This window comes from Agromyces sp. SYSU T00194 (assembly GCF_040496035.1).
Classification (GTDB): Bacteria; Actinomycetota; Actinomycetes; order Actinomycetales; family Microbacteriaceae; genus Agromyces; species Agromyces chitinivorans.
Genome location: NZ_JBEPJZ010000001.1, coordinates 2463528 through 2486412 on the forward strand (window position 1 = coordinate 2463528; position 22885 = coordinate 2486412).

Consider the following 22885-nt stretch of genomic DNA (forward strand, 5'->3'; position numbering starts at 1 on the left):
CCCTCGTGGATACGAGCGACGACACCGGCCGACGCGACCTGCGCGCGGTGCGCGACGACGTCGTGCGCCGCCTGCTGCTCGCCGGCATCGCCGACGCGGAGGTCGACGCCGACCTGCTGATCGGCCACGTGCTGGGCCTCGGCCGCGGCGAGGTGCAGGCGCGCCTGGTGCTCGGCCACGAGCTGGGCGGGGCGGATGCCGCCGCGCTCGAGTCCCTCGTCGTGCGCCGCGCCGCGCGCGAACCGCTCCAGCACCTCACCGGCACGGCCGCATTCCGCTCGCTCGAGCTCGAGGTCGGTCCGGGGGTCTTCGTGCCCCGTCCCGAGACCGAGCAGGTCGTGCAGCACGCGATCGACGCGCTGCGCGCCGTCGCGGCGCCCGAGCCGCGTGCCGTCGACCTCGGCACCGGCAGCGGCGCGATCGCGCTCGCCATGGCGACCGAGGTGCCGCACGCCCGGGTCTGGGCCGTCGAGAACTCGCCGGCCGCGTTCCGCTGGGCGCGCGGCAACGTCCGTCGGGCCGGCGCCACCAACCTGGAGCTCGTGTTCGGCGACCTGCCGTCGGCGCTGACCCAGCTCGACGGCACGCTCGACGTGGTGGCCTCGAACCCGCCGTACATCCCCGACGACGCGCTGCCGCGCGACCCCGAGGTGCGCCTGCACGACCCGGAGGCGGCCCTCTACGGAGGGGCGGACGGGCTCGACGTGGTGCGCGGCGTCTCGCGCACCGGGCGGCGCCTGCTGCGGCCCGGCGGGCTGCTCGTGATCGAGCACGGCGAGCAGCAGTCCGCCGCGATCGCGGCACTGCTCGTCGCCGACGGATGGCGCGCCGTCGCGCACCACCGCGACCTCACCGGCCGCGACCGGGCGACCACCGCGCTGCGCTGAGGCCGGGGCATCCGCTGGCCCCTCGCCGGCACCGACCGGTCATCCCGCGGCGAACGCCTCGACGGCCTCGAGCAGGTGGTCGGTGTTGTACTCGTCGCCGATGGGCAGGAACTCGAACGCCTCCAGGCCGGCGTCCGCGGCCCCGCGGACGTTCGCACCCGAGTCGTCCACGAAGAACGCGCGCTCGGGTGGCACGCCGAAGCGGTCGCACGCGCGCGTGAAGGCGCGTCGCTCGGGCTTGCGGGCACCGAGCGCGGCCGACACGAGGTCGTTGCCGCCGAGAAGCTCGTGCACCTCGGGCGCGAGCACCGGCAGCGAGTCGCGGAAGATGATCGGGTTGTTCGACAGGAGCGACACGGTCCCGAGCTCGGCGGCGCGCCGCAGCACGGCGATCGACTCGGCGATCGGGGTCATCGCCGCCGCGCGGGCCTCCTGCCACTGCGCCAGCGTGAGCCGCGCCCCGGTGACGGCGGCGAACGCGTCGAGGTACTCGTCGGCCGAGCCGAGGTCGCCGGCCTCGGCCGCGGCCTCGTGCCCGCCGGACCACCAGGTCTTCGCCAGGTGGTACTCGCTCGTGCCCGTCAGGCGCGCCAGCGCCGGCAGGCGCTCGCGGAAGTCGTAGGCGTAGAGCGTCTTGTCGAAGTCGAAGAGGTACAGCACGGCGGCCACGGCACCAGTATCACAGCCGCCGCGGCGACTTCCGACGATCACGGCACGCTCCACTAGACTCGTGCGGTCATGACACGCATCCACGACTGCTCGGTCGACACCGGCCTGATGACCGGCATGCGACTGGCCCGCCAGGCCCTCGGCCGCGGTCAGCTCGTCGTCCTGCCGACCGACACCGTCTACGGCCTCGCCGCCGACGCCTTCGACGCCACCGCGGTGCAGCGCCTGCTCGACGCGAAGGGCCGTGATCGCACGGCGCCGCCGCCCGTGCTCATCCCGGGCATCCCGACCCTCGACGCGCTCGCGGCGGCCGTGCCCGACCCGGTGCGCGCGCTCGTCGAGGCGTTCTGGCCCGGTGGGCTCACGGTGATCCTCGACGCGCAGCCCTCGCTGCGCTGGGACCTCGGCGAGACCCGCGGCACGGTCGCCCTGCGCATGCCCGACCATCCCATCGCGCTCGAGCTCCTCGCCGAGACCGGGCCGCTCGCGGTCTCGTCGGCGAACCTCAGCGGGCAGCCGGCCGCCACGACCGCGCAGGCGGCATGGGACATGCTCGGCGATTCGGTCGAGGTCTACCTCGACGGAGGCCCCGCAGGCGCCGGGTACGAGGCGGTGGGGGAGCGGCCCGGCGACCTCTCGTCGACGATCGTCGACGCGACCGGCCTGTCGCGACCCGACGGCAGGCTCGTCATCGTGCGCGCCGGCGTCATCACGCGCGAACGCATCGCCGAGATCGTGAGCGAGGACCTGCTCGCCCCGGCCGCCTCCGCGACCCCCGCCGAGCCGGGGGCCGACGCCCCCGCAGCGCCCGACGCCGCAGCCTCGACGGATGCGGCCCCGGAGGCCGACTCCGCATGAGGGCCTTCCTGGGCCTCGCGCTCGTCACCGCGGTGGTGACGCTCGTCCTCTCGATCGTCATCTGGAAGCTCAGCCTCAAGTACCGGCTCTACCCGAAGATCCGCGAGCGGGACGTCCACACGCGCCCGACGCCCCGGCTCGGCGGCATCGCGATGTTCCTCGGCATCCTCGTGGCGTTCGCCGTGGCATCCCTCGTCTCGTCGAGCATCGCCCCGCTCGCCATCGTCTTCGCCGACCGCAGCCAGATCCTCGCGATCCTCGGGGCCGCCCTGCTGATCGTGCTGCTCGGCGTCGCCGACGACGTGTGGGACCTCGATTGGCTGACCAAGCTCGCCGGGCAGTTCCTCGCAGCCGGTCTCGTCGCCTGGCAGGGCGTGTCGATCCTGTCGCTGCCGATCGGGGGAGTGACGGTCGGGTCCTCCTGGCTCTCGGCGACCGTCACCGTGTTCGCGATCGTGCTCGTGATGAACGCCGTCAACTTCATCGACGGGCTCGACGGCCTCGTCGCGGGCGTCGCCCTCATCGCCAACGGCGTGTTCTTCGTCTACACGTACCTCCTGGTGCAGCAGACCTCGCCCACCAACTACTTCAACCTCGCGTCGCTGCTGGCGGTGCTCGTCGTCGGCGCGTGCGCGGGCTTCCTGCCGCTCAACTGGCACCCGGCGAAGCTCTTCATGGGCGACGCCGGCGCGCTCCTGATCGGACTGCTCATGGCCACCTCGGCCATCGCGGTGACCGGCCAGATCAACCCCGGCGCCATCGGCGCGGGCGACCTCTTCCCGGCGTTCATCCCGGTCATCCTCCCGTTCGCCGTACTGGTGATCCCGCTGCTCGACTTCACGCTCGCGGTCATCCGCCGCCTGCGCGCGGGCAAGTCGCCGTTCTCCGCCGATCGCGGGCACCTGCACCACCGGCTGCTCGACATGGGCCACACGCACCTCCACGCGGTGCTGATCCTCTACGCGTGGACGGGCGTGGCGTCCGTGGGCTTCCTGCTGAGCTTCGTGCTCCCGGCCTACACCGACGTCGACCGTTCCTGGGCGTTCGTCTTCCTCGGCGTCGGGTTCGTCGCCTGCGCCGCGCTCACGCTTGCGCCGCTCACGCGGCGGCGCCGGGGGGCGCTCCGCGCCGACCTCGACGGGGACGGCGGCGACGACGAGGGCGCAGCCCATGGCGAGGACGCGCCCGGCGGTACACTGTCGACGCACCCCTCAGGAGACCGATGAACGACGCACGAGCGAGATCCGGCGACGCCGACGACCGGCAGCCGACCTCGGGGCCGGTGCTCCGCCAGGCGCTGCGGTGGGGCGGCCTCGCCGCACTCGCCATCGCCGTCGTGGGCGGGCTCGTGGGATGGCTGGTCGCGGGCACCGTCGGCCTGACCAGCGCGCTGCTCGGCACGGCGATCGCGATCGTGTTCATGGGCATCACCGCCGCCAGCATCCTGCTGGCCAACCGCTTCGCGGCGAGCGACCTGTTCGTCGGGGCGTTCTTCGGCATCGTGCTCGGCGGGTGGCTGCTGAAGTTCGTGCTGTTCATCGTGCTGGTGGTGCTCCTGCAGGGCGCCTCGTGGATCGAGCCGACCGTGCTCTTCCTCAGCATCGTGGCAGGCGTGATCGCGTCGCTCGTGGTCGACGTCGTGGTCGTGCTGCGCTCGCGCGTGCCCTACGCGAGCGACGTCGAGCTCCCGAAGGCGCCCACCGACGACTGATCCTCACGGCGGAATACGTGCCGCTCGCGGCATCCGTCGTGGCATCCGTCGCATTCCGGTCCGCTTCGATTCGGCGCGGAGCGGGTTCTCTTGCTAGGATCATCCCCGATCCCCCCGGACTTGGATACGCCACAGGTGTGCCGAGTTCGCTGAATGTTCGTCGACGCGAGAGCACCTGCTCGACGCCCCGAAACAGGAGATAGCGCTGCTAGTACACGCTGTGAACCTGCTGGTTCCGACCGCTGCCGAAGATGGCGAGTTCCACGGTCCGTCGATCGCAGAGTTCTTCCCGCCCGGGTTCCTCTTCGAGGGAACCGCGTTCGAGATCAACCGCATCATGCTGGTCCGCTTCATCGCGGTCGCCGCACTGATCCTGGTCTTCTGGCTCGGCACGCGCCGCATGCGCGTGGTGCCCGGCCGCTTCCAGTCGGTCGTCGAGATGGGCCTGGACTTCGTGCGCGTGAACGTCGCGGAGGACCTGCTCGGCAAGGCCGACGGGCGTCGGTTCCTGCCGCTGCTGACCACCATCTTCTTCATGGTGCTGTTCATGAACATCACGGGCATCATCCCGTTCCTGAACATCGCCGGCACGTCGGTCATCGGCGTTCCGCTCGTGCTCGCGATCGTCGCGTACGTCACGTTCATCTACGCCGGCATCAAGAAGAGCCCGAAGAACTTCTTCAAGAACTCGCTCTTCCCGGCGGGCGTGCCGTGGCCGGTCTACTTCATCGTCACGCCGATCGAGCTCATCTCGACGTTCATCATCCGCCCGGTGACGCTCACCCTGCGACTCATGATGAACATGATCGTCGGCCACCTGCTGCTGGTGCTCTTCTTCGCCGCGACGCAGTTCTTCTTCTTCACCGCCGGCGGCTGGTACGCGCTCTTCGGCGTGGGCACGCTCGCCTTCGGCTTCGTCTTCACGCTGTTCGAGATCCTCGTGGCAGTGCTGCAGGCCTACGTCTTCGCGCTCCTGACGGCCGTCTACATCCAGCTGGCCGTCGCGGAAGAGCACTGACCCCGGGCGCCCCCGCCCGATCGGAACCCTAGGAAAGGAAACCCCAACGTGGACGCAACCACCGTTCTCGCCGAGATCAACGGAAACATCGCGACCGTCGGCTACGGCCTGGCCGCCATCGGCCCGGCGATCGGCGTCGGTATCGTCGTCGGCAAGACGATCGAGGGCGTCGCCCGCCAGCCCGAGCTGGCCGGTCGCCTCCAGGTGCTGATGTGGATCGGTATCGCCTTCACCGAGGCGCTCGCCTTCATCGGCATCGCGACGTACTTCATCTTCACGAACTAGTCCGACCCGCCGGCAATTAGGAGGCCACTGTGCTTCACGCACTAGTCAGGGCTGCGGAGGAGAGCGCGGAGACGACGCAGAACCCGCTGCTCCCGGCGACGTACGACATCGTCTGGTCGGCGGTGTGCTTCGTCATCATCCTCGTCTTCTTCTGGTTCAACGTGCTCCCGCGCATGCAGAAGCTGCTCGACGAGCGCGCCGAGGCCATCGAGGGCAACATCGCCAAGGCCGACGAGGCGCAGCGCAAGGCCGAGGCCGCGCTCGAGCAGTACACCGCCCAGCTCGCCGAGGCGCGCGCCGAGGCGGGCAGCATCCGCGAGTCCGCCCGCGAGGACGGCAAGAAGATCGTCGCGGAGGCGAAGGAGACGGCGACCGCCGAGGCCGCACGCGTCACCGCGTCCGCGCAGTCGCAGATCGAGGCGGAGCGCCAGGCGGCACTCGTCTCGCTCCGGTCCGACGTGGGCACGCTCGCGATCGACCTCGCGTCGGGCGTCATCGGCGAGAGCCTCTCCGACGACGCGAAGGCCAGCGCACTCGTGGACCGCTTCCTGGCGGACCTCGAGGCGTCCGAGGCCGCAGGGGAGAAGAAGTAGCCCATGGGCAGTGCGACGAGGGAAGCGACCGCCGCCGCGAAGGCGGCGCTCGCCGCGCAGCGTTCCGTCGACCTCCAGGTCGCCGAGGACCTGTTCGCCGCAGGCCGGGTCGTCGGGCGTTCCGCGCAGCTGCGCTCGGCCCTGACCGACCCCGATGCCGACGCGACCCGCACCCGGGCGCTGGTGAACGGGGTGTTCGGCGGGCGGATCGGCGCGACGGCGCTCGAGCTGCTCGGCGGCATCGCCGTGAGCCGCTGGTCCAACGCCGATGACCTGCTCCAGGGCATCGAGGAGCTCGGCCTGCGTGCTGCCGCCCGCTCGGCCGGCACCACCCCGGTGGAGTCCGAGCTGTTCGAGTTCGGGCGCATCGTCGCCTCGAACGCCGAGCTGGAGCTCGCGCTCGGCAGCAAGCTGAGCCCGACCGCGTCGAAGGTCGGCCTCGCCGACCGCCTGCTCACGGGCAACGCATCGCCGCAGGCCGCGGCGATCGTGCGCCACCTGGTGGAGCAGCCGCGCGGGCGCCGCATCGGCGAGCTGCTCCGCGGCGCGGCCGCGATCGTTGCCGACGAGCGCGGCTACGCCGTCGCCACCGTCACCTCCGCGGGTCCGCTCTCCGCCGCACAGCTGCAGCGGCTCGAGCGCCAGCTCGCGGGCCAGTACGGCCGCGATGTCCGGTTCAACCTCGTGATCGACCCGTCCCTCGTCGGCGGACTGCGCATCCAGATCGGTGACGACGTCATCGACGGCAGCGTCGCCGCCCGCCTCAGCGACCTGAGGCAGAAGCTCGCCGGCTGAGGCCGGACCCACCCCGGCCGGCACCGCATCGGCCCCCAGCGTCCCCACCGGCTCCGCCGGCGGTGCAGAAGAAGGAACAGACAAATGGCAGAACTCACCATCAGCCCAGATGAGATCCGGTCGGCTCTCTCCGAGTTCGTCTCGTCGTACGAGCCGAGCTCGGGCGAGAAGACCGAGGTCGGCTACGTCACGGATGCCGCGGACGGCATCGCCCACGTCGAGGGCCTGCCCTCGGCCATGGCGAACGAGCTCCTCCGCTTCGCGGACGGCACCCTCGGCCTCGCGCTGAACCTCGACGAGGACGAGATCGGCGTCGTCGTGCTCGGTGAGTTCGGCGGCATCGAGGAGGGCATGGAGGTGACCCGCACGGGCGAGGTCCTCTCCGTGCCGGTCGGCGACGGCTACCTCGGCCGCGTGGTCGACCCGCTGGGCGCCCCGATCGACGGGCTCGGCGAGATCGCCACCGAGGGTCGTCGCGCCCTCGAGCTCCAGGCGCCCGGCGTCATGCAGCGCAAGAGCGTGCACGAGCCGATGCAGACCGGCATCAAGGCGATCGACGCCATGATCCCGATCGGCCGCGGCCAGCGCCAGCTGATCATCGGCGACCGCCAGACCGGCAAGACCGCCATCGCGATCGACACGATCATCAACCAGAAGGCGAACTGGGAGTCGGGCGACCCGAGCAAGCAGGTCCGCTGCATCTACGTCGCGATCGGCCAGAAGGGCTCGACCATCGCCTCGGTGAAGGGCGCCCTCGAGGACGCCGGCGCGATGGAGTACACCACCATCGTCGCGGCCCCGGCGTCGGACCCCGCGGGCTTCAAGTACCTGGCCCCCTACACCGGTTCGGCCATCGGCCAGCACTGGATGTACGGCGGCAAGCACGTGCTGATCATCTTCGACGACCTGTCGAAGCAGGCCGAGGCCTACCGCGCCGTGTCGCTGCTGCTCCGCCGCCCGCCGGGCCGCGAGGCGTACCCCGGTGACGTGTTCTACCTGCACTCGCGCCTCCTCGAGCGTTGCGCGAAGCTCTCGGACGAGCTCGGCGCGGGTTCGATGACCGGCCTGCCGATCATCGAGACCAAGGCGAACGACGTCTCGGCGTACATCCCGACCAACGTGATCTCGATCACCGACGGCCAGATCTTCCTGCAGTCTGACCTGTTCAACGCCAACCAGCGCCCCGCGGTCGACGTCGGCATCTCGGTGTCGCGCGTCGGTGGCGACGCCCAGGTCAAGTCGATCAAGAAGGTCTCCGGCACGCTCAAGCTCGAACTCGCCCAGTACCGCTCGCTCGAGGCGTTCGCGATGTTCGCGTCCGACCTCGACGCGGCCAGCCGCCGCCAGCTCGCCCGCGGTGCGCGCCTGACCGAGCTGCTCAAGCAGCCGCAGTACTCGCCGTACCCCGTCGAGGAGCAGGTCGTCTCGATCTGGGCCGGCACGAACGGCAAGCTCGACGACATCCCCGTCGAGGACGTGCTGCGCTTCGAGCGCGAGCTGCTCGACCACCTGGGTCGCAACACCGAGGTGCTCTCCACGCTGCGTGAGACGAACGTGCTCGACGACGACACCCTGGCGACCCTGGACTCCGAGGTCGACACGTTCAAGCTCGAGTTCCGCTCGGAGGAGGGGCACTCCCTCGTCGAGCCGGGCAGCGAGTCGCACGAGGCCGCCGACAAGTCCGAGGTCAACCAGGAGGAGATCGTCCGCGGCAAGCGCTGACGCGCACCCGACGATCCGCACCACAGGACAGGACACACAGGAGACACATGGGAGCGCAACTCCGGGTCTACCGTCAGAAGATCAAGACGGCGCAGACGACGAAGAAGATCACCCGCGCCATGGAGCTGATCTCCGCCTCGCGCATCCAGAAGGCACTCGGTCGCGTGAAGGCGTCGACGCCCTACGCGCACGCCATCGGGCGCGCGGTGGCGGCGGTCGCCACGCACTCGAACGTCGACCACGTGCTCACCACCGAGCCCGAGACGGTCAAGCGCGCCGCGGTCGTGATCTTCGCATCCGACCGCGGGCTCGCGGGCGCCTTCAACTCGCAGGTGCTGCGCGAGGCCGACCGCCTCTCCGAGCTGCTGCGCAGCGAGGGCAAGGAGGTCGCGTACTTCCTCGTCGGCCGCAAGGCGACCGGGTACTTCACGTTCCGCCGCCGCGCGTCGGAGCGGTCGTGGACCGGCAGCACCGACAACCCCGAGTACGAGCTCGCCAAGGAGATCTCCGACGCGGTGCTCGAGGCGTTCCTGCGCGATGCGGAGGACGGCGGCGTCGATGAGATCCACCTCGTCTTCAACCGCTTCGTCAGCATGATCACGCAGACGCCGGAGGTGCGACGCCTCCTGCCGATCCGCCTGGTCGACGAGGAGCCCGACGCGGGCCCCTCCACCGTGTACCCGCTCTACGAGTTCGAGCCCGACGCCGAGACGGTGCTCGACGCACTGCTGCCGGTCTACCTCGAGAGCCGCATCTTCGCGACCCTGCTCGAGTCCGCCGCGGCGAAGCACGCGGCGACGCAGAAGGCGATGAAGTCGGCGAGCGACAACGCCGACAAGCTCATCCTCGACTACCAGCGACTGGCGAACAACGCGCGCCAGTCCGAGATCACCCAGCAGATCGCCGAGATCGTGGGCGGCGCAGACGCGCTGTCGTCGTCCAAGTAACAAGCCACCAGAAGGAAGAGAATCCCATGACTGACACCGCTACCGCACCGGCTGCGGCCGCGCCTGTGGCCGGCGCCGTCGGCCGCATCGCCCGGGTCACGGGCCCGGTCGTCGACATCGAGTTCCCGCACGACTCGATCCCCGACATCTACAACGCGCTGAAGACCGAGATCGTCCTCGGTGAGGAGACCCTCGTGCTCACGCTCGAGGTCGCCCAGCACCTCGGCGACGACCTCGTCCGTGCCATCGCGCTGAAGCCGACCGACGGCCTCGTCCGCGGCCAGGAGGTCACCGACACCGGCGCGCCCATCTCGGTGCCCGTCGGCGACGTCACCAAGGGCAAGGTGTTCAACGTCACCGGCGACGTGCTCAACGCCGAGCCCGGCGAGACCATCGAGGTCGCCGAGCGCTGGCCGATCCACCGCAAGCCCCCGGCCTTCGACCAGCTGGAGTCGAAGACCCAGCTGTTCGAGACCGGCATCAAGGTCATCGACCTGCTCACCCCGTACGTGCAGGGTGGCAAGATCGGCCTCTTCGGTGGTGCGGGCGTCGGCAAGACGGTCCTCATCCAGGAGATGATCCAGCGCGTCGCGCAGGACCACGGTGGTGTGTCGGTGTTCGCCGGTGTCGGCGAGCGCACCCGTGAGGGCAACGACCTCATCCACGAGATGGAGGAGGCGGGCGTCTTCGACAAGACCGCCCTCGTCTTCGGCCAGATGGACGAGCCGCCGGGGACGCGTCTTCGCGTCGCGCTGTCGGCCCTGACGATGGCGGAGTACTTCCGCGACGTGCAGAAGCAGGACGTGCTGCTGTTCATCGACAACATCTTCCGCTTCACGCAGGCGGGCTCGGAGGTCTCGACCCTCCTCGGCCGCATGCCCTCCGCGGTGGGTTACCAGCCGAACCTCGCCGACGAGATGGGCATCCTGCAGGAGCGCATCACCTCGACGCGCGGCCACTCGATCACCTCGCTGCAGGCGATCTACGTGCCGGCCGACGACTACACCGACCCGGCGCCGGCGACCACGTTCGCGCACCTGGACGCGACCACCGAGCTCTCGCGCGAGATCGCCTCGAAGGGCCTCTACCCCGCCGTGGACCCGCTGACCTCGACGAGCCGCATCCTCGACCCGCGCTACCTGGGTGAGGACCACTACCGCGTCGCGACCAACGTCAAGGCGATCCTGCAGAAGAACAAGGAGCTCCAGGAGATCATCGCGATCCTCGGTGTCGACGAGCTCTCGGAGGAGGACAAGGTCACGGTCGCCCGTGCCCGCCGCATCCAGCAGTTCCTCTCGCAGAACACCTACATGGCGAAGAAGTTCACGGGCGTCGAGGGTTCGACCGTTCCGCTGAAGGACACCATCGAGTCGTTCGACGCGATCGTCCGCGGTGACTTCGACCACGTGGCCGAGCAGGCGTTCTTCAACGTCGGCCCGATCTCGGACGTCGAGGAGAACTGGGCGCGCATCCAGAAGGAGAACGGCTGAGCATGGCTGAGCCGTTCCGAGTGCGGGTCGTCTCCGCAGACCGCGAGGTCTGGGCGAGCGACGACGCGACGATGGTGGTCGCGAAGACCGTCGAGGGCGAGATCGGCATCCTGCCCGGTCACGAGCCCATGCTCGCGATCCTCGCCAAGGGCGAGGTGCGGGTGACGGTCGCCGGTGGCGAGCGCATCACCGCGCGCGCCGACGAGGGCTTCCTCTCCGTCGAGGAGAACACGGTCCGCGTCGTCGCCTCGCGGGTCGAGCTCTCCTGACACGATGACGACAGCGGCCGAGGTGCCCGGGGAGCGCCAGTTCGACGAGCTCCGGGTCCCTCGGCTGATCGTCATGGCGGGCCTCCCGGGTGCCGGCAAGTCCACGATCGCCGAGGTCATCGGCGGGCGTCTCGGCGCGACCGTCGTCTCGGTCGATCCGATCGAATCGGCGATCCTCCACGCGGGGATCGCCGCCGAGCAGCCGACCGGGCTCGCGGCCTACCTCGTCGCGGAGACGATCGCCGAGGGCGTGCTCGTCGCCGGCCGCACGGTCATCGTCGACGCGGTGAACGCGGTGGAGGCGGCCCGCCTGCAGTGGCGTGACCTGGCCGAGCGCACGGGGGTCGCGTTGCGGGTGATCGAGGTGGTCTGCTCCGACGAGGACCTGCACCGCGAGCGGCTCGCGAAGCGCCTGCGCAACCTGCCGCACCTCGACGAGGTGACCTGGCACGCCGTCGAGCAGAGCGTGGAGGGCTACCAGCCGTGGGCGGGCCCGGCTGCCTCGTTGCCGCGCGTCACGCTCGACTCGATCGACCCGCTCGGCGTGAACGTCGACCAGGCGCTCGACTTCCTCGACGACTGATGCGCGTCGTCCTCCCGCCCTCCGAGACCAAGCGCGACGGAGGCGATGGCGCGAGCCTCGACCTCGCCGCGCTGTCGTTCCCCGCGCTGCGTGACCCGCGTGCGGTCGTCGTGGACGCGGTCGTGGCGCTCGCCGCCGACGCGGACGCGAGCGTGCGTGCGCTGAAGCTCGGTCGCACCCAGCTGGCGGAGATCGACCGGAACCGGGCGCTGCGTTCGGCGCCGACGTTGCCGGCCGTCGACCGCTACACGGGGGTGCTCTACGACGCCCTGGACTCCGCGTCGTGGTCGAGCGCGGACCGCGCATTCGCCCACGAGCACCTGACGGTCCAGTCCGCGCTGCTCGGGCCGATCGCGGCCCTCGATCCGATCCCGGCGTATCGACTGTCGCACGATTCGCGCCTGCCCGGCCTGCGCCTGCGCGCGCACTGGGCGGCAGCCGCCACGGCCGTGCTGGCGGCCGCGCCGGGGCTGGTCGTCGACCTGCGCTCGGAGGGCTACGCGGCGCTCGGTCCGCTGGGTGCCGATGCGAACGGGGTCTACGTGCGGGTCGTCACCGAGGGTGAGGACGGCACCCGCAGGGCGCTCGCGCACTTCAACAAGCAGGCCAAGGGCCGCCTCGCGGCCGCCCTCGTGTCAACGCGCGCGGCCGTCGACGGCGTCGACGACCTGGTCGATTGGGGCGAGGCCCACGGACACCGCTTCCTGCGCACGACGCGCGTCGGCCCCGGCGGGGTCGCGGAGATCGAACTGGTGGTCTGACCCGTCGGCCCGGTGGCATGCGATGACGTGGTCGTCGACCATGCCGCTCGACTGCATCAGCGCGTAGACGGTCGTCGGTCCGACGAAGCGGAAGCCGAGCCTGCGGAGTTCGCGGCTGAGTGCGGTGGACTCGGGGGTGGTCGCCGGCACGTCGGCGAGCCGGCGCGGGCGCGGCCCCGGAGCGGGTGCGTGCGCCCACATGACCTCGTCGAGGCCTCGATCGAGCTCGAGCACGGCTCGCGCGTTGCCGATCGTCGCTTCGATCTTCGCCCGGTTCCGGATGATGCCGGAGTCCTGCATCAGCCGGTCGACGTCGTCGGCGTCCATGGTCGCGACCCGTTCGGGGACGAACCCGTGGAACGCGGAGCGGAACCCCTCCCGCCTGCGGAGGATCGTGAGCCAGGACAGGCCCGCCTGGAACCCCTCGAGGCAGACCTTCTCGAACAGTGCCCGCGGGTCGCGCTGCGGCACCCCCCACTCGGCATCGTGGTACCGCTGGTACTCGGGGTCGGCGCCGGCCCACGCACACCTCGCGACCCCGTCGGGGTCGACGAGCACCGAGGGGCTCGGCGTGCCCGGCGCATCCGGGCTCACGCCGCGAAGCCGATCTGCTCGTGCCCGAGCAGCCAGACCTTCGTCGGCACGCCCTGGCCGCCGCTGTAGCCCGTGATGCGCCCGTCGGACGCGAGCACGCGGTGGCAGCCCACGATGATCGGCACGGGATTCGCGCCGACGGCGCCGCCGATCGCTCGCGCCGAGCCCGGCCGGCCCACTGCCGCGGCCAGCGCCCCGTACGACGTCGCCTCGCCCCAGCCGAGGCGCTGGAGCTCGCGCCAGACATCGCGCTGGAACGGCGTGCCGTGCAGGTCGAGGGGCAGGTCGAAGCCGGAGCGTGCCCCGGCGAAGTACTCGGCGAGCTGGCGGCGGGCCTCGGCGAGCACCGGGAGGTCGGAGTCCGGCAGCCCGTCGTGGGGGAGCGAGCCGTCGCATTCGATCGCGAGGCCCGTGACGGCGTCGCCGGCGGCGACGATCTCGATGCGGCCGATGGGGGAGTCGACCCGGGTGACGTGGACGGTGGTCATGGTTCGAGGCTAGTCGCGGTCGCCGACGCCGACCGGCGGGAATCGGCCATGCCGTGCGGTGCGACCGGGCGGGCCGCTGTGGAGGAGCGGTCGTCGGGCACCTAGGCTGGACGGATGGAGTATCGCAGCCTGGGTGGATCGGGCCTCCGCGTCTCGGCGGTGGGCCTCGGAGGGAACAACTTCGGTCGGACGGGCACGGCCACCGAGGACCAGGACGGCACGGATGCCGTCGTCGGCGCCGCGCTGGACGCGGGCATCACGCTCATCGACACGGCAGACATCTACGGCGGTGCGGGTCGGAGCGAGGAGCTGCTCGGCCACGCCCTCCGCGGGCGTCGCGACGAGGTGGTGCTCGCCACGAAGTTCGGGCACACGCAGGTCGACACCGGCATCCCCTCGTGGGGCGCGAAGGGCTCGCGCCGGTACGTCCGCCTCGCCGTCGAGGCATCCCTCCGCCGCCTGCAGACCGACTGGATCGACCTCTACCAGCTGCACGAACCCGACCCGCTGACACCGGTCGCCGAGACGCTCGCCGCCCTCGGGGAGCTCGTCGACGAGGGCAAGGTGCGCTACATCGGCCACTCGAACTACCGCGGATGGCAGCTCGCCGAGGCCGAGCTCGTCGCGCGCGAGCTCGGCACCGAGCGCTTCGTGTCGGCGCAGAACGAGTACAGCCTGCTCGCGCGCGACGCCGAGCGCGAGCTGCTGCCCGCGGCACGACACTTCGGCGTCGGACTGCTGCCGTACTTCCCGCTGCACAACGGCCTGCTCACCGGGAAGTTCACCCGGTCGGGCGGACCCGAGGACTCCCGCATCATGCGCCAGCGCCCGCACCTTCTCGAGCAGGCGCCGTGGGACCGGCTCGACGCCTACGCCGAGCTGTGTCGCGAGCGTGGCGTCTCGATGCTCGACGCGACCATCGGCTGGCTCCTCGCCGAGCCGGCGATGGGCAGCGTGATCGCCGGTGCGACCCGGCCCGAGCAGGTGCGGCAGAACGCCGCCGCCGCGACCGCGTGGGCGCCGACGCCTGACGATGTCCGCGCGGTGTCGGACCTCTTCGGCTGACGGCTCCTCCACACCCCGCCCGATCGCCGCACTCCGACCGGATGCGGGCGGCCGCGTCGTCGCCCGCGTCGGAGGCGCCACGCTCGGCAGTCATGACCCCTCCCGACTTCCGGATCCGCCAGCCCCAGGACCTGCTCGCCGTCGTCGCCGAACTCGTCGGGTTCCGTCCCGAGCGCAGCGTCGTCTGCATCGCCGCGCGCGGCGACCGCCGCACCGCCGCGATGCGCGCCGACCTCCCCGCCGACGCGCGACGCCGCGCAGGGGAGGTGGCCATCGCGCGAGCGCTCGAGTCGATGCTCCGGCGCGTCGGCGAGGTCGGCACCGTGGTGGTGGTCGTCTACGCGCCCGAGACCTTCGCCGCCGAGCGGGGGATTCCGCGGCCGACCCTCGGGCGGTCGGTGCATGCGGCGCTCGTGGCTGCGGGGCATCCGGTCGCCGACGTGCTCTGCGTGGCCGCCGACGGGTGGGGCAGCTACCTCGACGACGGATGCCCCCGGACCGGACGCCCGCTCCGGGAGATCGACGCCTCCCCGCTCGCCGCCCGGCAGACGGTGCGGTCGGCGTACACCACCGAGACGCTCGCCGCGCTGCCGCCCGTGGTGCCGGAGTTCGCACGGGCGGTCCGCGACGCGTGCGACGAGGTGATCGACGGGCCGCGGCGCCCGCGCGGTGTCGCCTTCGGCGCCGCAGCCGTCGACCCCGCGGCGTCGGGGCCCGAGGCCGCGAGCCTCCCCGACCCGGTGGCGATCGCCGAGGAACTCGTGGGGTGGCGCCCCGGCGATGCCGATCCCGAGCCGCTCGGGCGGCTCCTCGCCGTGCTCCAGTTCCCCATCCACCGCGACGTGGTGCTGCTCCAGATCGCGTTCGGCCTCGAGATCGGGTTGCTCGCGGCCGAGCGGCAGGAGGTCCACGCGCTCCGGCGGCTCGTCGACGGTCGACCCATGGACGACCTGGTCGCCGAGGAGGTCGCGCGTGGATCGCACGACCACGACATCGTGCTCCACGAGCTGCTGATCGGGGTGGGGGGCCGGGCGCCCGACGCGCGACGCATCGACGCCGCCGTCGAGGTCCTGCGGCTCGTCACCGCCTGCGCCGCGCCCGAGGACCGCGTCGAACCGTACTGCGTGCTCGCCTGGCTCGCGTGGGCGCGCGGCCGCGGGTCGGTCGCGGCCGCCTACCTGGACGAGGCGGCCGGCATCGACCCCGGGCACGGCATGACCGACCTGCTGCGCACCGTCATCGGGTCGGGCCGCGTGCCCGAGTGGTCGTATCGCGAGCCGGACGACGATCTCGTCTCGGCGAGCTGAGCTCGTCGGGTCACGCGCCGATCAAGGGCCCGAGCAGCTTCGCGGCGACGGATGGGCGACCGGTGGTGCGCTCCTCCAGGTCGGCGAGCTCCATGCCGGCGAGGCCGAGGTTCGTGCCGACGAAGCGCAGCGGCTCGGGCTCCCACCGACGCGACCGGTGCCCGACCCAGGGCAGGGCCGTCAGCGCGGTGTCCCGCCCGAGCACGAGATCGGCGAGCGTGCGGCCCGCGAGGTTCGTGGTGCTGAGTCCGTCGCCGACGTAGCCGCCGGCGTAGCCCACGCCGTTCGCCCGGTCGTAGGAGACCGCTGCGTGCCAGTCGCGCGGCACGCCGAGCGGTCCGCCCCAGCGGTGCGTGATCCGCGCGCCGGCCACGGCGGGGAACAGGTCGGCGAGCGTCTCGACGAGGTGCCCGAAGACGCGCTCGTCGCGGTCGAACTCGGGTCGTACCGCGCTGCCCCAGTGGTAGCGTGCGCCGCGTCCGCCGAACGCGATGCGGTCGTCGGCCGTGCGCTGCCCGTAGACGAGCAGGTGGCGGAAGTCGCTGAACGTCTGTCCGTGCGCGATGCCGATCTCGTCCCAGACCGATGCGGGCAGCGGCTCCGTCGCGATCATCAGCGAGTACAGCGGCAGGATGCGACGGCCGACGTGCGGCAGGGCCGCCCCATAGCCCTCGGTCGCCACGAGCACGTGCGGCGCGCGGACGGTCGCGTCGGCGCCGCCCGGGGTGCGCACGCGGACGCGCCCGGGCTCCCAGTCGACGACCTCCGTGCGCTCGGCGATGCGCACGCCGCGCGCCTCGACCGCGCGCGCGAGCCCGCGGACGAGCTTCGCGGGCTGCACCCGTGCGCACGACGGGTCGAACACCGCACCGGTGGCGGTGCCGCCCGCCACGCCGGAGGCGCCGAAGCGGGCGACCTCCGTGTCGTCCCAGTACTCCAGCGGGTCGACGCCGAACTCCGCAGCCTCCGCGACCTCGGCGCGGGCGCCGCGCGCCTGCACCTCGGAGCGCGCGAACAGCACGGTACCGCCGCGCGAGAAGTCGCAGTCGATGCCCTCCGCGTCGGCCACGCGACCGACCTCGTCGACGGTCTCGATCATCGCGCGGCGCATGGCGACGGCGGCCTCGCGGCCATGGCGGCGCTCGAGCGCCGACGCCGACTGCGGGAACAGCGCCGAGCACCACCCGCCGTTGCGGCCGGAGGCGCCGTAGCCCGCGATCTCGCGCTCGAGCACGATGACCGACAGCTCCGGGCGCAGCAGCGACAGGTAGTACGCCGACCACAGGCCGGTGAGCCCGCCGCCGATCACGGCCACGTCCGCGTCGAGGTCGCCCTCGACCCCGGCGCGGGGCATGAGGTCGTCGGCGCCCGACTCGGCGAGCGCGTCGAACCAGAAGCTCAGGTCGCGGTACGACCGCGCCGCACCGTCGGACGCACGCGCCATCAGAGCCGGTTGCCCGCCTCGGTGAGCACGCCGCGCAGGATCTGGCCGATCTCCGCGAACTCGCTCGGGCCGATCGTCAGCGGCGGGGCGAGCTGGATCACGGGGTCGCCGCGGTCGTCGGCGCGGCAGTACAGCCCCGCATCGAAGAGCGCCTTCGACAGGAAGCCGCGCAGCAGACGCTCCGACTCGGCCTCGTCGAACGTCTCCTTCGTGGCCTTGTCCTTGACCAGCTCGATGCCGAAGAAGTACCCGTCGCCGCGGACGTCGCCCACGATCGGCAGGTCGAGCAGCTGCTCGAGCTCGGCGCGGAAGAGCGGCGAGTTCTCGCGCACGCGCTCGTTCAGGCCCTCCTCCTCGAAGATGTCGAGGTTCTCGAGCGCGACCGCGGCCGAGACCGGGTGCCCGGCAAACGTGTAGCCGTGGTAGAACGACGTGTCGCCGTGCTTGAACGGCTCGTAGATCTCCTCGCTCACGATGGTGGCGCCGATGGGGGAGTAGCCGCTCGTCATCGCCTTCGCGCACGTGATCATGTCGGGCTGGTAGCCGTACTGCTCGCACGCGAACATCGAGCCCAGGCGGCCGAACGCGCAGATGACCTCGTCGGAGACCAGCAGCACGTCGTGCTTGTCGCAGATCTCGCGCACGCGCTGGAAGTAGCCGGGCGGCGGCGGGAAGCATCCGCCCGAGTTCTGCACCGGCTCCAGGAAGACCGCGGCGACCGTCTCGGGGCCCTCGAACTCGATCATCTCCTCGATGCGGTTCGCGGCCCACAGGCCGAACGCCTCGAGGTCGTCGCTCGGGCCGCCCATCTCGGCGGCGCGGTAGAAGTTCGTGTTCGGCACGCGGAAGCCGCCGGGCGTGACCGGCTCGAACATCTCCTTCATGCCCGGGATGCCCGTGATCGCGAGGGCGCCCTGCGGGGTGCCGTGGTACGCCACCGCGCGCGAGATGACCTTGTGCTTGGTGGGGCGGCCCTTGAGCTTCCAGTAGTACTTGGCGAGCTTGAACGCGGTCTCGACCGCCTCGCCGCCGCCGGTGGAGAAGAACACGCGGTTCAGCTCGCCCGGGGCGTAGTCGGCGAGCCGGTCGGCCAGCTCGATCGCCGAGGGGTGCGCATACGACCAGATCGGGAAGAACGCGAGTTCCTCGGCCTGCTTGCGGGCGACCTCCGCGAGGCGCGCGCGGCCGTGGCCGGCGTTGACGACGAACAGGCCGGACAGGCCGTCGATGTACCGCTTGCCCTGCGCGTCCCAGATGTGGTGGCCCTCGCCGCGGGTGATGATCGGCACGCCGGACTCCATGGTGGACTGGCGCGAGAAGTGCATCCAGAGGTGGTCCTTTGCCTTCTGCTGGAGGGCGGCCACGTCGACGTCGGCGACGGTTCGGGTCATGGTGCTCATTTCCTATCGTGTTCCCCAGTTGTAGAACTGCTTGCGGAGCTTGAGGTAGACGAACGTCTCGGTCGAGACGACGCCGGGGATGCTGCGGATGCTCGTGTTCAGCAGCTCGATCAGCTCGTCGTCGTCCTCGCAGACCACTTCGGCCAGCAGGTCGAAGCTGCCGGCGGTGAGCACGACGTAGTCGATCTCCGGGATCTCGGCCAGGCGGTCCGCGAGGTCGCGGGTGTCGCCGGCGGCGCGGACGCCGATCATGGCCTGACGCGTGAAGCCGAGCTGCATCGGATCGGTCACGGCGACGATCTGCATGACCCCGGCGTCGGTGAGCTTCTGCACGCGCTGGCGCACGGCCGCCTCGGACAGGCCCACCGCCTTGCCGATGTCGGCGTACGAGCGGCGGCCGTCGGCCTGAAGCTGCTCGATGATCTTCTTCGAGACCTCGTCGAGCTGCACCGGCCGGCCGCCGTGGTTGCGCCCTGCGTTCGTCATGCGTCGATTCTGTCAGTGCCGGATGCCTCCGGCAAGCGATTCCGTTGTGAATTCTCAGATTCGCGACGGAATCGATGGTGAATGCGGGTTTCGGATGTCGCGTTCGACCGTTAGCATGGGCGGCACCGAACCCGAGGAGGCCCTGCCATGCCCGTGACCGAACTCCGCAACTTCATCGGCGGCGAGTACGTCGACGCCCGCGGCGACGCGGCGCTCGAGCTCGTCGACCCCGCCACGGAGGAGGTCTACGCGACCAGCCCGATCTCGGTCGCAGCGGACATCGACGCGGCCTACGGCGCGGCGACGAGCGCCTTCGCGACCTGGGGCCAGGCGACGCCCGCCGAGCGCCAGCTCGCGCTGTTCCGCATCGCCGATGCGATGGAGGCGCGCGCCGAGGAGTTCGCCGACCTGGAGTCGCAGGACACGGGGAAGCCCCGAGCGAGCCTGGTCGAGGACGAGATCCTGCTGTCGGTCGACCAGCTGCGCTTCTTCGCGGGTGCCGCGCGCAACCTCGAGGGTCGCGCCGCCGGCGAGTACATGGCCGACCACACCTCGTTCATCCGGCGCGAGCCGATCGGCGTGATCGGGCAGGTCACCCCGTGGAACTACCCGCTCAACATGGCCGTCTGGAAGGTGGCCCCGGCCATCGCCGCGGGCAACACGCTCGTGCTGAAGCCGTCCGACACGACGCCGCTCGCCACACTGCTCCTCGCCGAGGTCGCCGCCGAGCACCTGCCGCCGGGCGTGCTGAACGTCGTCACGGGCGACCGCGGCACCGGCGCCGCGCTCCTGGAGCACCCGACCCCGCAGATGGTCGCCATCACGGGGTCGGTGCGCGCCGGCATGGAGGTCGCCCGGCAGGCGGCGTCCGACCTCAAGCGCGTGCACCTCGAGCTCGGCGGCAAGGCGCCCGTGGTCGTCTTCGACGACGCCGACATCGCCGCGGCGGTCGAGGGCATCGTCGCCGCCGGCTACTTCAATGCCGGCCAGGACTGCACCGCGGCGACGCGCGTGCTCGTGCAGGCCGGCGTCCACGACGAGTTCGTCGCGGCGCTCGCCGAGCGCGCCCGCGTGCACGCCACCACCGGCGGGCCCCGCGAGGACGGCGTGTACTACGGCCCGGTCAACAACGCGAACCAGCTCGCGCAGGTCTCGGGCTTCATCGACCGCCTGCCCGACCACGCGGACATCGCGCTCGGCGGCCGCCGCCAGGGCGACCGCGGCTACTTCTGGGAGGCGACCGTCGTCTCGGGCCTGCACCAGGACGACGAGGCGATCCAGCGCGAGATCTTCGGTCCCGTCATCACGGTGCAGAAGTTCACCGACGAGGCGCAGGCGCTCGAGTGGGCGAACGGCGTGCAGTACGGCCTCGCCTCGAGCGTGTGGACGAGGGACCACGGGCGGGCGATGCGCTTCGCCAAGCACCTCGACTTCGGCTGCGTGTGGATCAACACCCACATCCCGATCGTCGCCGAGATGCCGCACGGCGGCTTCAAGCACTCGGGCTACGGCAAGGACCTGTCGCAGTACGGGTTCGAGGACTACACGCGCGTCAAGCACGTCATGAGCTACATCGGCGCCTGAGTCGATGCGCGGCCGGGTCCCGGTGAGTGCCAGACTGGGGTGATGGGCGAGTCGCGGGTGTTCCTCGGCGAGGCCGACGGACTCCCGGAGTGGGACGTGGTCGTCGGCCGGGCGTTCCTCGCCGCCGTGGCCGCCCCGGCGGACGCGCGGACCCTCGCGGGACTCCGCCGCCTCGCCGACGATCCGGGCGCGCTGGTCGAGGAGCTCGTCGGCGTCCTGCCGTCGGTCCGGGACGCACCCGGCGGGTTCGCGCTCGTGCGCTTCGACGACGACGGACCGGGCGCGCGCCGGGTGACCGTCGTCGTGCGCGGCGACGCGGTCGTCGACCTCGACTCCCCGGGCGGCAGCCGGCGGTTCGACGACCGGGGCATCCGCCCGTTCCACCTCGCCGACTTCGACCAGGTCACGCACCTGCTCGTCCGCGGGTCCGCCGCCGGGCTCGCGGGCCCGCGCGACGGCGAACGGGTCGGCGGCCCGGGGGCGACGGCGCGCGGTCGGGTGATCGGCTGGGCCTGCGACGCCGCGCACGCGGCGGCGGACGTCGACGACGAGACCCGTGCCGCCGGGCTCGGCGCCGCCGAGACCCAGCTGGTGCTCCCCGTGCCCGCCGCGGCGCCGGTCACGCCCGCACGCGGCGTCGACGTGCTCGCCGAGCCCGTCTCGTCCGGCGGCATCGCCGCGTTCCGCATCGGCGCCGAGGCCGTGCAGCCGCTGGACGGCCCCGTGTACGTCGGGCGTCGGCCGAGCCTGCCGCGGATCCCGGCGGAGGACGCCCCGCGCCTGTACGCCGTGCCCGCCGCGCTGCCCGCGGTGTCGTCCACCCACGTCGAGCTCCGACCGGTCGGCCGGACCGTCGTGGTGACCGACCTGCACTCCCGCAACGGCACGACCGTGGTCGCGCCGGGCGGCGCCCGGCGGCGCCTGCGGGGTGGCGAGTCGGTCGTCGTCGGTCCCGGATCGACGCTCGACATCGGGGGTACACTCGTCGAGATCCTCGCAGCCGCGCAGGAGCGGGTCCACGAGCCCCTCGTCGACGAAGGACCAGGCACGTGACGCAGATCGGACACGGGAACCCCGGCACGCGGGTGACCCTCCCCGGCGGCGCGGAGGTCACGCTCGCCTGGGCGGCGCTCACCGACACCGGGCTGCGACGCCAGGTGAACGAGGACTCGTTCGTCGCCCGGCCCCCGGTCTTCGCGGTCGCCGACGGCATGGGCGGTCACACCGCGGGCGACTTCGCGAGCGCCGCCGTCGTCACCCGCCTCGCCGAGCACGGCGGCCGCAGCACGATCGCCGGCGACGAGATCGGCAGATCGCTCTCGGCCGCGGTCGAGGACATGGTGCGCAGCATCGGCGTCACCGACGAGGGCAGCGGCACGACGGTCACCGGCGTCGGCATCGCCGTCGACGGGGATGCGCCGGCCTGGCTGGTGTTCAACATCGGCGACTCGCGGGTCTACCGCCTGCTGGACGACGAGCTCGACCAGCTGACCGTCGACCACTCGATCGTGCAGGAACTCGTCGACGCGGGGCACATCACGCAGGAGGAGGCGGAGACGCATCCGCACAGCAACGTGATCACCCGGGCCGTCGGCTTCCACGAGACGCCGGTGCCCGACACGCGCCTCGTGCCGCTGGTCGAGGGGATGCGGCTGCTGGTCTGCTCCGACGGGCTGACGAAGGAGCTCACCCCGTACGGGATCCGGCACTTCCTGCTCGGCTCGCACGAGCCGGAGGCCGCGGCCCGGCAGCTCATGGACGCCGCGCTCGGCAACGGGGGACGCGACAACGTCACCGTGCTGGTCGTCGACGTGCTGCGCGTGCGGTCGGCCCCCGGCGACGCCTGAGGACGGCATCCACCGGCCGCCGTCGCCGCCGTCGCGAGGGCCGGCCGCGACCCTAGAATGGGGGCGGGTCCCACCAGAGGCA

24 protein-coding genes and 1 pseudogene are annotated in these 22885 nt (G+C 71.8%); 19 read left to right on the forward strand and 6 right to left on the reverse strand.

Annotated features, from left to right (window positions below):
* Positions 1–38: 38 nt before the first annotated feature.
* The gene (prmC, locus tag ABZK10_RS11590; protein WP_436408531.1) at positions 39–887 is read left to right on the forward strand and encodes a peptide chain release factor N(5)-glutamine methyltransferase; all 849 of its coding nucleotides are present in this window, start codon (positions 39–41) and stop codon (positions 885–887) included.
* A gap of 39 nt (positions 888–926) precedes the next feature.
* Here the strand turns inward: prmC and ABZK10_RS11595 are convergent, their stop codons facing one another.
* Positions 927–1556, reverse strand: coding sequence for an HAD-IA family hydrolase (locus ABZK10_RS11595; protein ID WP_353809355.1), 630 nt, complete (start codon positions 1554–1556; stop codon positions 927–929).
* A gap of 69 nt (positions 1557–1625) precedes the next feature.
* On the opposite strand from ABZK10_RS11595, the gene ABZK10_RS11600 reads away from it, so the two are divergent.
* The 13 genes from ABZK10_RS11600 (at position 1626) to ABZK10_RS11660 (ending at position 12588) form a co-directional block, all read left to right on the forward strand.
* A complete protein-coding gene (locus tag ABZK10_RS11600; protein ID WP_353809356.1) occupies positions 1626–2414 on the forward strand; it encodes an L-threonylcarbamoyladenylate synthase in 789 nt (262 codons plus the stop codon).
* A complete protein-coding gene (locus ABZK10_RS11605) occupies positions 2411–3640 on the forward strand; it encodes an MraY family glycosyltransferase (protein ID WP_353809357.1) in 1230 nt (409 codons plus the stop codon). Before ABZK10_RS11600 ends, ABZK10_RS11605 begins: the two co-directional genes overlap by 4 nt.
* Positions 3637–4125 (forward strand): Cg1360 family ATP-synthase-associated protein, encoded by a 489-nt coding sequence (locus ABZK10_RS11610; protein ID WP_353809358.1) that lies wholly within the window; start codon positions 3637–3639, stop codon positions 4123–4125. The genes ABZK10_RS11605 and ABZK10_RS11610 overlap by 4 nt, the downstream gene beginning before the upstream one ends.
* 220 nt (positions 4126–4345) lie before the next feature.
* The gene (gene atpB / locus ABZK10_RS11615) at positions 4346–5143 is read left to right on the forward strand and encodes a F0F1 ATP synthase subunit A (protein ID WP_353809359.1); all 798 of its coding nucleotides are present in this window, start codon (positions 4346–4348) and stop codon (positions 5141–5143) included.
* Between the two features lie 48 nt (positions 5144–5191).
* Positions 5192–5428, forward strand: a complete 237-nt coding sequence (atpE, locus tag ABZK10_RS11620) for an ATP synthase F0 subunit C (RefSeq protein ID WP_108390493.1) — start codon at positions 5192–5194, stop codon at positions 5426–5428.
* A 29-nt stretch (positions 5429–5457) separates the two neighbouring features.
* Positions 5458–6021: a F0F1 ATP synthase subunit B gene (locus ABZK10_RS11625; RefSeq protein ID WP_353809360.1), complete on the forward strand. Its 564-nt coding sequence runs from the start codon at positions 5458–5460 to the stop codon at positions 6019–6021.
* Positions 6022–6024: 3 nt separating this feature from the next.
* On the forward strand, positions 6025–6816 hold the full coding sequence (locus ABZK10_RS11630) for a F0F1 ATP synthase subunit delta (protein WP_353809361.1): 792 nt from the start codon (positions 6025–6027) through the stop codon (positions 6814–6816).
* An 84-nt stretch (positions 6817–6900) separates the two neighbouring features.
* On the forward strand, positions 6901–8538 hold the full coding sequence (atpA, locus tag ABZK10_RS11635) for a F0F1 ATP synthase subunit alpha (protein ID WP_353809362.1): 1638 nt from the start codon (positions 6901–6903) through the stop codon (positions 8536–8538).
* 47 nt (positions 8539–8585) lie between these two features.
* Positions 8586–9485: a F0F1 ATP synthase subunit gamma gene (locus ABZK10_RS11640; RefSeq protein ID WP_353809363.1), complete on the forward strand. Its 900-nt coding sequence runs from the start codon at positions 8586–8588 to the stop codon at positions 9483–9485.
* 26 nt (positions 9486–9511) lie between these two features.
* The gene (gene atpD / locus ABZK10_RS11645) at positions 9512–10975 is read left to right on the forward strand and encodes a F0F1 ATP synthase subunit beta (protein ID WP_353809364.1); all 1464 of its coding nucleotides are present in this window, start codon (positions 9512–9514) and stop codon (positions 10973–10975) included.
* A gap of 2 nt (positions 10976–10977) precedes the next feature.
* Complete coding sequence (locus ABZK10_RS11650) at positions 10978–11244, forward strand: F0F1 ATP synthase subunit epsilon (protein WP_353809365.1); 267 nt, start codon at positions 10978–10980, stop codon at positions 11242–11244.
* Between the two features lie 4 nt (positions 11245–11248).
* Complete coding sequence (locus tag ABZK10_RS11655; protein ID WP_353809366.1) at positions 11249–11827, forward strand: P-loop nucleotide/nucleoside kinase family protein; 579 nt, start codon at positions 11249–11251, stop codon at positions 11825–11827.
* Positions 11827–12588, forward strand: a complete 762-nt coding sequence (locus ABZK10_RS11660; protein WP_353809367.1) for a YaaA family protein — start codon at positions 11827–11829, stop codon at positions 12586–12588. The genes ABZK10_RS11655 and ABZK10_RS11660 overlap by 1 nt, the downstream gene beginning before the upstream one ends.
* A gap of 6 nt (positions 12589–12594) precedes the next feature.
* Here ABZK10_RS11660 and ABZK10_RS11665 read toward each other — a convergent pair.
* Together ABZK10_RS11665 and ABZK10_RS11670 are read right to left on the reverse strand one after the other, a co-directional pair.
* Positions 12595–13182, reverse strand: a pseudogene (locus ABZK10_RS11665) (DNA-3-methyladenine glycosylase I); the annotation flags it as partial.
* The gene (locus ABZK10_RS11670) at positions 13179–13670 is read right to left on the reverse strand and encodes a methylated-DNA--[protein]-cysteine S-methyltransferase (protein WP_353809368.1); all 492 of its coding nucleotides are present in this window, start codon (positions 13668–13670) and stop codon (positions 13179–13181) included. The gene ABZK10_RS11670 and the pseudogene ABZK10_RS11665, both read right to left, overlap by 4 nt.
* Before the next feature lie 114 nt (positions 13671–13784).
* Here ABZK10_RS11670 and ABZK10_RS11675 point away from each other — a divergent pair, with 114 nt between their 5' ends.
* Together ABZK10_RS11675 and ABZK10_RS11680 are read left to right on the forward strand one after the other, a co-directional pair.
* Positions 13785–14735 (forward strand): aldo/keto reductase, encoded by a 951-nt coding sequence (locus ABZK10_RS11675; RefSeq protein ID WP_353809369.1) that lies wholly within the window; start codon positions 13785–13787, stop codon positions 14733–14735.
* A gap of 92 nt (positions 14736–14827) precedes the next feature.
* Positions 14828–16042 (forward strand): DUF4192 family protein, encoded by a 1215-nt coding sequence (locus tag ABZK10_RS11680; protein WP_353809370.1) that lies wholly within the window; start codon positions 14828–14830, stop codon positions 16040–16042.
* 10 nt (positions 16043–16052) lie between these two features.
* Here ABZK10_RS11680 and ABZK10_RS11685 read toward each other — a convergent pair whose 3' ends face one another.
* From ABZK10_RS11685 to ABZK10_RS11695, 3 genes are read right to left on the reverse strand one after another with little or no spacing between them, the layout of a single operon-like run.
* A complete protein-coding gene (locus ABZK10_RS11685; RefSeq protein WP_353809371.1) occupies positions 16053–17486 on the reverse strand; it encodes an NAD(P)/FAD-dependent oxidoreductase in 1434 nt (477 codons plus the stop codon).
* The gene (locus ABZK10_RS11690; RefSeq protein ID WP_436408515.1) at positions 17486–18877 is read right to left on the reverse strand and encodes an aspartate aminotransferase family protein; all 1392 of its coding nucleotides are present in this window, start codon (positions 18875–18877) and stop codon (positions 17486–17488) included. Before ABZK10_RS11690 ends, ABZK10_RS11685 begins: the two co-directional genes overlap by 1 nt.
* A 12-nt stretch (positions 18878–18889) precedes the next feature.
* Positions 18890–19372 (reverse strand): Lrp/AsnC family transcriptional regulator, encoded by a 483-nt coding sequence (locus ABZK10_RS11695; RefSeq protein WP_353809373.1) that lies wholly within the window; start codon positions 19370–19372, stop codon positions 18890–18892.
* Positions 19373–19519: 147 nt separating this feature from the next.
* Here ABZK10_RS11695 and ABZK10_RS11700 point away from each other — a divergent pair, with 147 nt between their 5' ends.
* The 3 genes from ABZK10_RS11700 to ABZK10_RS11710 are packed head-to-tail and all read left to right on the forward strand — an operon-like array spanning position 19520 to position 22803.
* On the forward strand, positions 19520–20956 hold the full coding sequence (locus tag ABZK10_RS11700) for a gamma-aminobutyraldehyde dehydrogenase (protein ID WP_353809374.1): 1437 nt from the start codon (positions 19520–19522) through the stop codon (positions 20954–20956).
* A gap of 42 nt (positions 20957–20998) precedes the next feature.
* The gene (locus ABZK10_RS11705) at positions 20999–22009 is read left to right on the forward strand and encodes an FHA domain-containing protein (RefSeq protein ID WP_353809375.1); all 1011 of its coding nucleotides are present in this window, start codon (positions 20999–21001) and stop codon (positions 22007–22009) included.
* Positions 22006–22803: a PP2C family protein-serine/threonine phosphatase gene (locus tag ABZK10_RS11710; protein WP_353809376.1), complete on the forward strand. Its 798-nt coding sequence runs from the start codon at positions 22006–22008 to the stop codon at positions 22801–22803. The genes ABZK10_RS11705 and ABZK10_RS11710 overlap by 4 nt, the downstream gene beginning before the upstream one ends.
* Positions 22804–22885: the final 82 nt, after the last annotated feature.

What these genes read in the sequence shown, in the direction of transcription:
- ABZK10_RS11650 (WP_353809365.1), top strand. Translation starts at nt 10,978, where the DNA reads ATGGCTGAGCCGTTCCGAGTGCGGGTCGTCTCCGCAGACCGCGAGGTC.
- ABZK10_RS11680 (WP_353809370.1), top strand. Translation starts at nt 14,828, where the DNA reads ATGACCCCTCCCGACTTCCGGATCCGCCAGCCCCAGGACCTGCTCGCC.
- ABZK10_RS11655 (WP_353809366.1), top strand. Translation starts at nt 11,249, where the DNA reads ATGACGACAGCGGCCGAGGTGCCCGGGGAGCGCCAGTTCGACGAGCTC.
- ABZK10_RS11610 (WP_353809358.1), top strand. Translation starts at nt 3,637, where the DNA reads ATGAACGACGCACGAGCGAGATCCGGCGACGCCGACGACCGGCAGCCG.
- ABZK10_RS11640 (WP_353809363.1), top strand. Translation starts at nt 8,586, where the DNA reads ATGGGAGCGCAACTCCGGGTCTACCGTCAGAAGATCAAGACGGCGCAG.
- ABZK10_RS11630 (WP_353809361.1), top strand. Translation starts at nt 6,025, where the DNA reads ATGGGCAGTGCGACGAGGGAAGCGACCGCCGCCGCGAAGGCGGCGCTC.
- ABZK10_RS11670 (WP_353809368.1), bottom strand. Translation starts at nt 13,670, where the DNA reads ATGACCACCGTCCACGTCACCCGGGTCGACTCCCCCATCGGCCGCATC.
- ABZK10_RS11600 (WP_353809356.1), top strand. Translation starts at nt 1,626, where the DNA reads ATGACACGCATCCACGACTGCTCGGTCGACACCGGCCTGATGACCGGC.
- atpA (WP_353809362.1), top strand. Translation starts at nt 6,901, where the DNA reads ATGGCAGAACTCACCATCAGCCCAGATGAGATCCGGTCGGCTCTCTCC.
- ABZK10_RS11700 (WP_353809374.1), top strand. Translation starts at nt 19,520, where the DNA reads ATGCCCGTGACCGAACTCCGCAACTTCATCGGCGGCGAGTACGTCGAC.
- ABZK10_RS11605 (WP_353809357.1), top strand. Translation starts at nt 2,411, where the DNA reads ATGAGGGCCTTCCTGGGCCTCGCGCTCGTCACCGCGGTGGTGACGCTC.
- ABZK10_RS11675 (WP_353809369.1), top strand. Translation starts at nt 13,785, where the DNA reads ATGGAGTATCGCAGCCTGGGTGGATCGGGCCTCCGCGTCTCGGCGGTG.
- atpD (WP_353809364.1), top strand. Translation starts at nt 9,512, where the DNA reads ATGACTGACACCGCTACCGCACCGGCTGCGGCCGCGCCTGTGGCCGGC.
- ABZK10_RS11705 (WP_353809375.1), top strand. Translation starts at nt 20,999, where the DNA reads ATGGGCGAGTCGCGGGTGTTCCTCGGCGAGGCCGACGGACTCCCGGAG.
- ABZK10_RS11660 (WP_353809367.1), top strand. Translation starts at nt 11,827, where the DNA reads ATGCGCGTCGTCCTCCCGCCCTCCGAGACCAAGCGCGACGGAGGCGAT.
- ABZK10_RS11690 (WP_436408515.1), bottom strand. Translation starts at nt 18,877, where the DNA reads ATGACCCGAACCGTCGCCGACGTCGACGTGGCCGCCCTCCAGCAGAAG.
- ABZK10_RS11685 (WP_353809371.1), bottom strand. Translation starts at nt 17,486, where the DNA reads ATGGCGCGTGCGTCCGACGGTGCGGCGCGGTCGTACCGCGACCTGAGC.
- ABZK10_RS11695 (WP_353809373.1), bottom strand. Translation starts at nt 19,372, where the DNA reads ATGACGAACGCAGGGCGCAACCACGGCGGCCGGCCGGTGCAGCTCGAC.